Here is a 7,490-nt window from a genome sequence, read left to right on the forward strand (position 1 = left end):
GGATTCAGCTGCTCACAGGTGCGGCAGGAGGTGCGGCATCAGGTCCTGGAAGGTGCGGCCGTTGGCCGGCTCGCCGACGGCCTTCATCTGCCAGCCGGAGCCGGCGCGCTGCACCTTGGCCATGATCTGCGCGGTGTACTGCCCGCCGCCGGTGAGGGTGTAGCGGGCCAGCTCCTGGCCGTTGGTCTCGTCCACCAGCCGGCAGAACGCGTTCTGCACCTCGGCGAAGGTCTGGCCGGTGAAGGAGTTCACCGTGAAGACGATCTGGTCGATGTGCACCGGCACCCGCTGCAGGTCGACCAGGACGGCCTCGTCGTCGCCGCCCTGGCCGGCGCCGCCCACCAGGTTGTCGCCGGTGTGGCGCACCGAGCCGTCGTCGCTGACCAGGTGGCGGAAGAACACGACGTCCACCGGCTGCTTGTCGGCGAACAGGACAGCCGAGGCATCGAGGTCGATCTCCCGCGTGCGGGAACCGAACAGCCCGCGGCGGGGCGCCGCCTGCCAGCCAAGTCCCATCCGCACCGCGGTCAGGGTGCCCCCGTCGGCCTTCTGCAGACTGATGGCCTGTCCCTTGGACATGTTGACCGTCACGCGCTGTCCCTACTCTCGTTTCTCGATTCCCCGCGGCCGCCCGGTCCGCACGGCCTGCTTGAACCCTATGCACTGGGACAAGCCCCCCAACCGCCCCCACCGGCTTTTGTGTCGGTCTTGCAACACACCGGGCGGCACGGACCGGGCGCGGCACACCTCAGGGGTCAGGACAGCCCGGCCTCCCTCATCTGGCGCAGCTCTTTCTTCAGTTCCCCCACCTCGTCGCGCAGTCGGGCCGCGATCTCGAACTGCAGCTCGGCGGCCGCGGCCCGCATCCGGTCGGTCATCTCCTCGATCAGCTCGGCGAGTTCGGCGGCCGGACGGTCCGTCAGCTGCCCGTCCTTGGCGCCCTTGGCGCCCTTGGCGCCCTTGCCCGCGCTTCCCGCCCGCTGCCCGGCCAGAGCGGGCACCGGGGCCTTCGCCTGCCCCTTGGCGCCCTTGCCGTCGGTCTTGCGGTAGCCGGTGCCCAGCAGCTCCTTGGTGTCGATCTCCTCGCGGGCGATGGTCGCCACGATGTCGCCGATCTTCTTACGGAGCGGCTGCGGATCGATCCCGTTGGCCTTGTTGAACGCGACCTGCTTCTCCCGGCGCCGGTTGGTCTCGTCGATGGCCTTCTCCATCGCCGGAGTGATCTTGTCGGCGTACATATGGACCTGGCCGGAGACGTTACGAGCGGCGCGGCCGATGGTCTGGATCAGCGAGGTGCCGGAGCGCAGGAACCCTTCCTTGTCTGCGTCGAGGATCGCGACCAGCGAGACCTCCGGCAGGTCCAGGCCCTCACGCAGCAGGTTGATGCCGACCAGGACGTCGTATTCACCCGCGCGCAGCTCGCGCAGCAGCTCCACGCGGCGCAGGGTGTCCACGTCGCTGTGCAGATAGCGGACCTGGATGCCCAGCTCGAGCATGTAGTCCGTGAGGTCCTCGGCCATCTTCTTGGTGAGGGTGGTGACCAGGACGCGCTCGTCCTTCTCCGTACGCGTGCGGATCTCATGGATCAGATCGTCGATCTGCCCCTCGGTGGGCTTGACGACGACCTCGGGGTCGACCAGACCGGTCGGGCGGATGATCTGCTCCACAAAACCGTCGCCGCGCGAGAGCTCGTACGGCCCGGGGGTCGCGGAGAGATAGACGGTCTGGCCGGTGCGCTCCAGGAACTCCTCCCACTTGAGCGGACGGTTGTCGAGCGCGGACGGCAGCCGGAAGCCGTGCTCGATCAGCGTCCGCTTACGGGAGGCGTCGCCCTCGTACATCGCGCCGATCTGCGGGACGGTGACATGGGACTCGTCGATGACCAGGAGGAAGTCATCCGGGAAGTAGTCCAGCAGGGTGTGCGGCGGGGAGCCGGGCTCACGGCCGTCGATGTGCAGGGAGTAGTTCTCGATGCCGGAGCAGGTGCCGATCTGGCGCATCATCTCGATGTCGTACGTCGTCCGCATCCGCAGCCGCTGCGCCTCCAGCAGCTTGCCCTGCTTCTCCAGCCGGGCCAGGGTCTGCTCCAGCTCGGACTCGATCCCGGCGATCGCCCGCTCCATGCGCTCGGGCCCTGCCACATAGTGGGTGGCCGGGAACACATACAGCTCTTCGTCGTCGGTGATGACCTCGCCGGTGAGGGGGTGGAGCGTGGACAGCGCCTCGATCTCGTCACCGAACATCTCGATCCGGACGGCCAGCTCCTCATAGACCGGGAAGATCTCGATGGTGTCGCCGCGGACCCGGAAGGTGCCGCGGGTGAACGCCACATCGTTGCGCGCGTACTGGATGTCGACGAAGCGGCGCAGCAGCTGATCCCGGTCGATCTCCTGGCCGACCTTCAGCGGCACCATGCGGTCCACGTACTCCTGCGGGGTGCCCAGGCCGTAGATACACGAGACGGATGCCACCACGACCACGTCACGCCGGGTGAGCAGCGAGTTTGTCGCGGAGTGGCGCAGCCGCTCGACCTCCTCGTTGATCGAGGAGTCCTTCTCGATGTACGTGTCCGACTGCGGGACATACGCCTCTGGCTGGTAGTAGTCGTAGTACGACACAAAGTACTCAACCGCATTGTTCGGCAGGAGCTCGCGGAACTCATTGGCGAGCTGGGCGGCGAGGGTCTTGTTGGGCGCCATGACGAGGGTCGGGCGCTGAAGCTTCTCGATCATCCACGCGGTGGTCGCCGACTTTCCGGTACCGGTCGCGCCGAGCAGCACAACATCGCTTTCACCAGCGCGGATGCGCCGCCCCAGGTCGGCGATCGCCGTCGGCTGGTCGCCGCTGGGCTGGTACGGGCTGACGACCTCGAAAGGCGCCACCTTACGTTCGATCTGAGATACGGGCCGCATGACACCCACCGTACGACCCGCCACTGACAACGGCCGACCGGCCGAACCCCGAACCGTGGAGGGGTGACCCCTCTCGCGTCACGACGGGGCGCCCGGCGGGACCGTGTTTCACTCTGTCCAACCACCACCTATCCTTCGGGACGGCACGACTGGGACCCTCTGCCCGTCCGCGATTCACGCGAGTCAGACGACGCGAGGAGTCCGTATGCGCATCCGCCCCGCCGCCGCCCTCACCGGCGCGCTCATCGGTATGTCCGCGCTCTTCCTCTCACCGGCGGCCGCCCGGGCCGACCAAGCCGACCCCGTCGATCACGCCGATCAAGTCACCGACCAGTCGCGCCACACCGTCACCGTCGCCCACCGGGGCGCCTCCGCCTACGCCCCGGAGAACACGCTCGCCGCCGTCGACGCGGCCGACGACCTCGGCATCACCTGGGTGGAGAACGACGTCCAGCGGACCAAGGACGGCGAGCTGATCGTCATGCACGACACCACGTTGAACCGGACCACGGACGTCGAGGAGGTCTTTCCGGACCGCGCGCCCTGGAAGATCTCCGACTTCACCCTCGACGAGATCCAGCAGCTCGACGCGGGCAGCTGGTTCAGCGCCAAGTTCGCGGGCGAGGGGGTGCCGACTCTCGAGGACTACCTCGATCGGGTGGAACACAACCACCAGAAGCTCCTCCTGGAGCTCAAAGCCCCTGAGCTGTACCCGGACATCGAGCGCCAGACGCTGCGCGAGCTGCGCAGAGCGGGCTGGCTGGACCGCCGCCATGTCCAGCACAAGCTGATCGTCCAGAGCTTCGGCGCGGACGCCGTGAAACAGGTCCACGACCTGCGACCGGACGTCAAGACCGGCTTCCTCGGCACACCCGCGGTCGAGGACCTGGCGACCTACTCGGAATTCGCCGACCAGATCAATCCGAGCTACAAGACCATCGACGCCGACTACGTCGACGCGGTCCACGAGGTGGACGGCGCACACGGCCGTCCGTTCGAGGTCTACGCCTGGACGGTGAACGACGCGCAGACGGCGGTCGACGTCGCGCATATGGGCGTGAACGGGATCATCACCAACAACCCGGATGTGGTGCGGGACGCGCTGGAGGACGCGGGCTACGAGGTGCCGGGCGCCCCGGCGGCGGTCTCGTAGCGGCGTCGCAGCCTGGCGCGGCGGCGTAGCGGCGTCACGGCTTGGGCGCGGGGAGGCGTTGTCGGTCCCCGCGCCTAGGCTGGACCCGTGACGATCTCAGAAGGGCCGGGGCAGGCGATCTCGGCGGAGCAGGACGGGCCGACGGAGCGGCGCGAGGCCCGCGCATGGTGCTGGAGTGTGCTCGACTCCCCCATCGGCCCGTTGCTGCTCGCGGCGACGGATCAGGGCCTGGCCCAGGTCGTCTTCCACGCCGACGACGCGACGGCGGCCAAGGCCGTCTCCCGGCTCACCGCCCGGCTCGGCACGGCCCCGGAGCCCGACCCGGCCTTCGAGGCGGGCTCACCGGCCGACGCCGCAGCCGGGGCCATACCGGACCGCCTCGTCCATCTCGGTTCGGCCGTGCGCCAGTTGGAGAGCTACTTCGCCGACGGGCTGCGCGAGTTCACCGTCCCCCTGGACTGGTCCCTCACCACCGGTTTCAACCGCCGCGTGCTGCGCGAGCTCGCCGACCACATCCCGTACGGCACGGTCGTCGGCTACGGGGAGCTCGCCGACCGCGTAGGCGACCCGGGCGCCGCGCGGGCGGTGGGGGTGGCCATGGGCAGCAATCCGCTGCCGGTGGTGGTGCCCTGCCATCGCGTCGTCGAGAGCGGCGGTGGCATAGGCGGTTTTGGTGGCGGCCTGGAGACCAAGCGCACGCTGCTGGCCCTGGAAGGGATCCTTCCGCAGCCACTCTTCTGAGCCGGGCTCAGAGCCGGCATCCGCGCGGGGCTCCGTCTGGGCTCTGTGCTGGGCTCTGTGTCCGGCTCTGTGCCTGGATGCCGCCTGGGAAATATCTTGTTCCGGAAAACTCCACCTGTCTTGTCGTGGACACGTTTCACTCCTATCTTTGGATCGCTCCCAATGCGCACTGACCACGCGCATGACACTGCGAGCGCGCTCCTTTCTTGAAGGCTGCACCGCTTTCCCCACACAGCGGATAAGGCCTTCCCGGAAATACCGTGAAGAACCGCGGACGACCGCATATGCCCGCGGCCACTACCGGACATCCGGACATCCAAACATCCGACGAAATCGCGCCGAAAGCGCGCGTCGGCATGCGCCACACCCTGGCAACACACGTCCCCACGGCTTCACCCACCGCTTGATCGACCTTCGATAGGAGAACCATGTCTTTTGGCCTGCTCGCCGGCGGCGCGGTCGCGGCGTTATTCGCATCGGGTATTTCCCCGCAGGGCGCGTCGGTCACCGATGTGCCGACCGAGAAGATCCAGGTCACCATCAACACCGTGAACGGATCGGGCTGCCCCAAAGGGACCGCCGCCGTCGCCGTCTCCAGCGACAACACGGCCTTCACGGTGACCTACAGCGACTATCTCGCCCAGGTCGGCGCGGGTGCGGACCCCACCGACATCCGTAAGAACTGCCAGCTCAACCTGGGCGTCCACGTACCGCAGGGCTTCACGTACGCCATCGCCAGCGTCGACTACCGCGGCTACGCCTACCTGGAGAAGGGAGCGAAAGGCACCGAGAAGGCGAGTTATTACTTCCAGGGTTCGGCGGACACGACATCGCGGACCCATGACTTCAACGGTCCGTACAACGACAACTGGCAGACCCGCGACTCCACCGATTACAGCGCCCTGGTCTGGGCGCCCTGCGGCGTGGAACGCAACTTCAACATCAACACCGAGCTGCGGGTGAACGCGGGTACCTCGACGGCGGGCAGCACCAGCTTCATGGCCATGGACTCGACCGACGGCAGCAACAACACGATTTACCACATCGCCTGGAAGGAATGTCCTTCCGTCCGGTAAGACGCGAAACTCCACCAGCCAGGGCGGCGTCGGAGCCTGCCCGGCTTTCCGTCGTCGTCCACAGACGATCGAATGGAGAATCATGCCCGGTGCAATGTTCGCAGGAGGCGTGGCCGCGGCTTTGTTCGCCACGGCACTCGCTTCCTCTCAGCCCGCGTCCGCGCAATCGCCGTTCGAGGACCCGCCGCCCGACAAAATCGTGATCACGGTCGCGACGGTCAACGGTTCGGGCTGTCCGGCGGGCACCGCAGCGGTGGCCGTATCGCCCGACAACACGGCGTTCACGGTCACCTACAGCGACTATCTCGCCCAAGTGGGCAAGGGCGCCAAGCCGACCGACTTCAGAAAGAACTGCCAGCTCAACCTTGTCGTGCATGTGCCGCAGGGCTTCACATACGCGATCGCCAGCGTGGACTACCGCGGCTATGCGCACCTGGAGAAGGGCGCGACCAGCGTCGAGAAGGCCTCGTACTACTTCCAGGGATCGTCAAATACGGCGGCGAAATCCCATGAGTTCACCGGCGTCTTCGACGACAACTGGCAGGCGACCGACGTCTCCGACATCGCCACCGTGGAATGGGCCCCCTGCGGTGCGCTGCGGAACTTCAACATCAACACTGAGCTGCGGGTCAACGCCGGCACCTCGGACACGACCAACACGACGAGTTTCATGACCATGGACTCGACGGACGGCAGCGTGAGCACCACGTACCACTTCGCGTGGAAGGAGTGCCCGCCGGCGTAGCCACCCCCCGCCGGACCTCACACTCCTGGCGCCGTGCGCCTCGTCCCCACAGGGGCGCGGCGCACGGCGTTCACGTCCCCGGTCCGCTCCAGGCCGGATGGCGCGGATCGTCCGCGCGGACGACCACATCCGCGGTCTCCGCGGGCCGCGCCTCCTCCTCGTAGCGCGCGAAGGCGGGCAGCGTCCACTGTTCGTCCTCGTCCGTGCGGCGGGCGAGCGCGGCCGGGGACAGCCGCAGATGCACCGACAGGTCGAACGGGAACCAGCGCCCCAGCAGCAGCGCACCATGGAGCAGCAGCACCCCGCCCGGCGGCAGTTCGACATACGGGGAGCGGGTGGCCCGGTCGGTCACCGGATCCCACAGATCGGGGAGCACCCGCCCCGTGCCGCGCGGCGCGGGCTCCAGCGGGTCGAATACCTCACGCCACAGGGCGCCCGTGTCCAGCCACATGTCGTAGTACGCGTCGGCGTCCCGCCGCCCGTACTCGTAGCGCAGCGACGCCGCGCGCAGAAAGCCGCCCGCCGCGACCACCAGAGCCGGCCGCCCCCGCACCCGCAGCGCCTCGGCCAGCCCCTGCGCCAGCTCCCCGGTACGCGCCGCCGACGCCCCGTCGACCGCCACCCTCAGCCAAGGGCTGCCGTCCGCCGCCGTCAGATCCGCGACGCGGTCGGCGAGCGCGCCGGTCAGCCGTTCCCAGGAGATCGCTTCAAGCCGCACAGCCCCCATCATGCAGGTACGGGGTGGGGCGCTTGGCTTACGGTGGGGTCTGCGGCAGATGGATGGGGTGAGTGAAGGCGTGGAAGGGGTTGTCGGGCGGTTTGCGAAACGGTATGGAGAGCATGGCCGCGAGCCGCGAGCCGCG

Annotated in this window: 7 protein-coding genes; 4 read left to right on the forward strand and 3 right to left on the reverse strand. The window is 68.1% G+C overall.

Annotated elements, in window-relative coordinates; genetic code table 11:
* Positions 1-12: 12 nt before the first annotated feature.
* Complete coding sequence (locus CCN51_RS45720) at positions 13-591, reverse strand: TerD family protein (protein WP_014180585.1); 579 nt, start codon at positions 589-591, stop codon at positions 13-15.
* A gap of 164 nt (positions 592-755) precedes the next feature.
* Entirely contained in the window at positions 756-2,912 is a 2,157-nt protein-coding gene (gene uvrB, locus CCN51_RS45725) for an excinuclease ABC subunit UvrB (protein WP_014180584.1), read from the reverse strand.
* Between the two features lie 205 nt (positions 2,913-3,117).
* On the opposite strand from uvrB, the gene CCN51_RS45730 reads away from it, so the two are divergent.
* The 4 genes from CCN51_RS45730 to CCN51_RS45745 all read left to right on the forward strand — a co-directional run bounded on the left by CCN51_RS45730 (position 3,118) and on the right by CCN51_RS45745 (position 6,627).
* Complete coding sequence (locus tag CCN51_RS45730; RefSeq protein ID WP_014180583.1) at positions 3,118-4,065, forward strand: glycerophosphodiester phosphodiesterase; 948 nt, start codon at positions 3,118-3,120, stop codon at positions 4,063-4,065.
* Between the two features lie 117 nt (positions 4,066-4,182).
* On the forward strand, positions 4,183-4,806 hold the full coding sequence (locus tag CCN51_RS45735; RefSeq protein ID WP_055414324.1) for a methylated-DNA--[protein]-cysteine S-methyltransferase: 624 nt from the start codon (positions 4,183-4,185) through the stop codon (positions 4,804-4,806).
* A gap of 428 nt (positions 4,807-5,234) precedes the next feature.
* Entirely contained in the window at positions 5,235-5,882 is a 648-nt protein-coding gene (locus tag CCN51_RS45740) for a DUF4360 domain-containing protein (protein ID WP_014180581.1), read from the forward strand.
* A gap of 82 nt (positions 5,883-5,964) precedes the next feature.
* On the forward strand, positions 5,965-6,627 hold the full coding sequence (locus CCN51_RS45745; protein WP_043487829.1) for a DUF4360 domain-containing protein: 663 nt from the start codon (positions 5,965-5,967) through the stop codon (positions 6,625-6,627).
* Positions 6,628-6,697: 70 nt separating this feature from the next.
* On the opposite strand, the gene CCN51_RS45750 is transcribed toward CCN51_RS45745, so the two are convergent.
* Entirely contained in the window at positions 6,698-7,354 is a 657-nt protein-coding gene (locus CCN51_RS45750) for a nucleoside/nucleotide kinase family protein (RefSeq protein ID WP_193383813.1), read from the reverse strand.
* Between the last annotated feature and the right edge of the window lie 136 nt (positions 7,355-7,490).

The sequence above is a fragment of the Streptomyces milbemycinicus genome (genome assembly GCF_002154605.1).
In the GTDB taxonomy this organism is placed as follows: Bacteria; Actinomycetota; Actinomycetes; order Streptomycetales; family Streptomycetaceae; genus Streptomyces; species Streptomyces milbemycinicus.

Excerpts from the sequence above, each read along its gene's own strand:
- CCN51_RS45745 (WP_043487829.1), top strand. The coding sequence starts at position 5,965 with ATGCCCGGTGCAATGTTCGCAGGAGGCGTGGCCGCGGCTTTGTTCGCC.
- CCN51_RS45740 (WP_014180581.1), top strand. The coding sequence starts at position 5,235 with ATGTCTTTTGGCCTGCTCGCCGGCGGCGCGGTCGCGGCGTTATTCGCA.
- CCN51_RS45750 (WP_193383813.1), bottom strand. The coding sequence starts at position 7,354 with ATGGGGGCTGTGCGGCTTGAAGCGATCTCCTGGGAACGGCTGACCGGC.
- uvrB (WP_014180584.1), bottom strand. The coding sequence starts at position 2,912 with ATGCGGCCCGTATCTCAGATCGAACGTAAGGTGGCGCCTTTCGAGGTC.
- CCN51_RS45730 (WP_014180583.1), top strand. The coding sequence starts at position 3,118 with ATGCGCATCCGCCCCGCCGCCGCCCTCACCGGCGCGCTCATCGGTATG.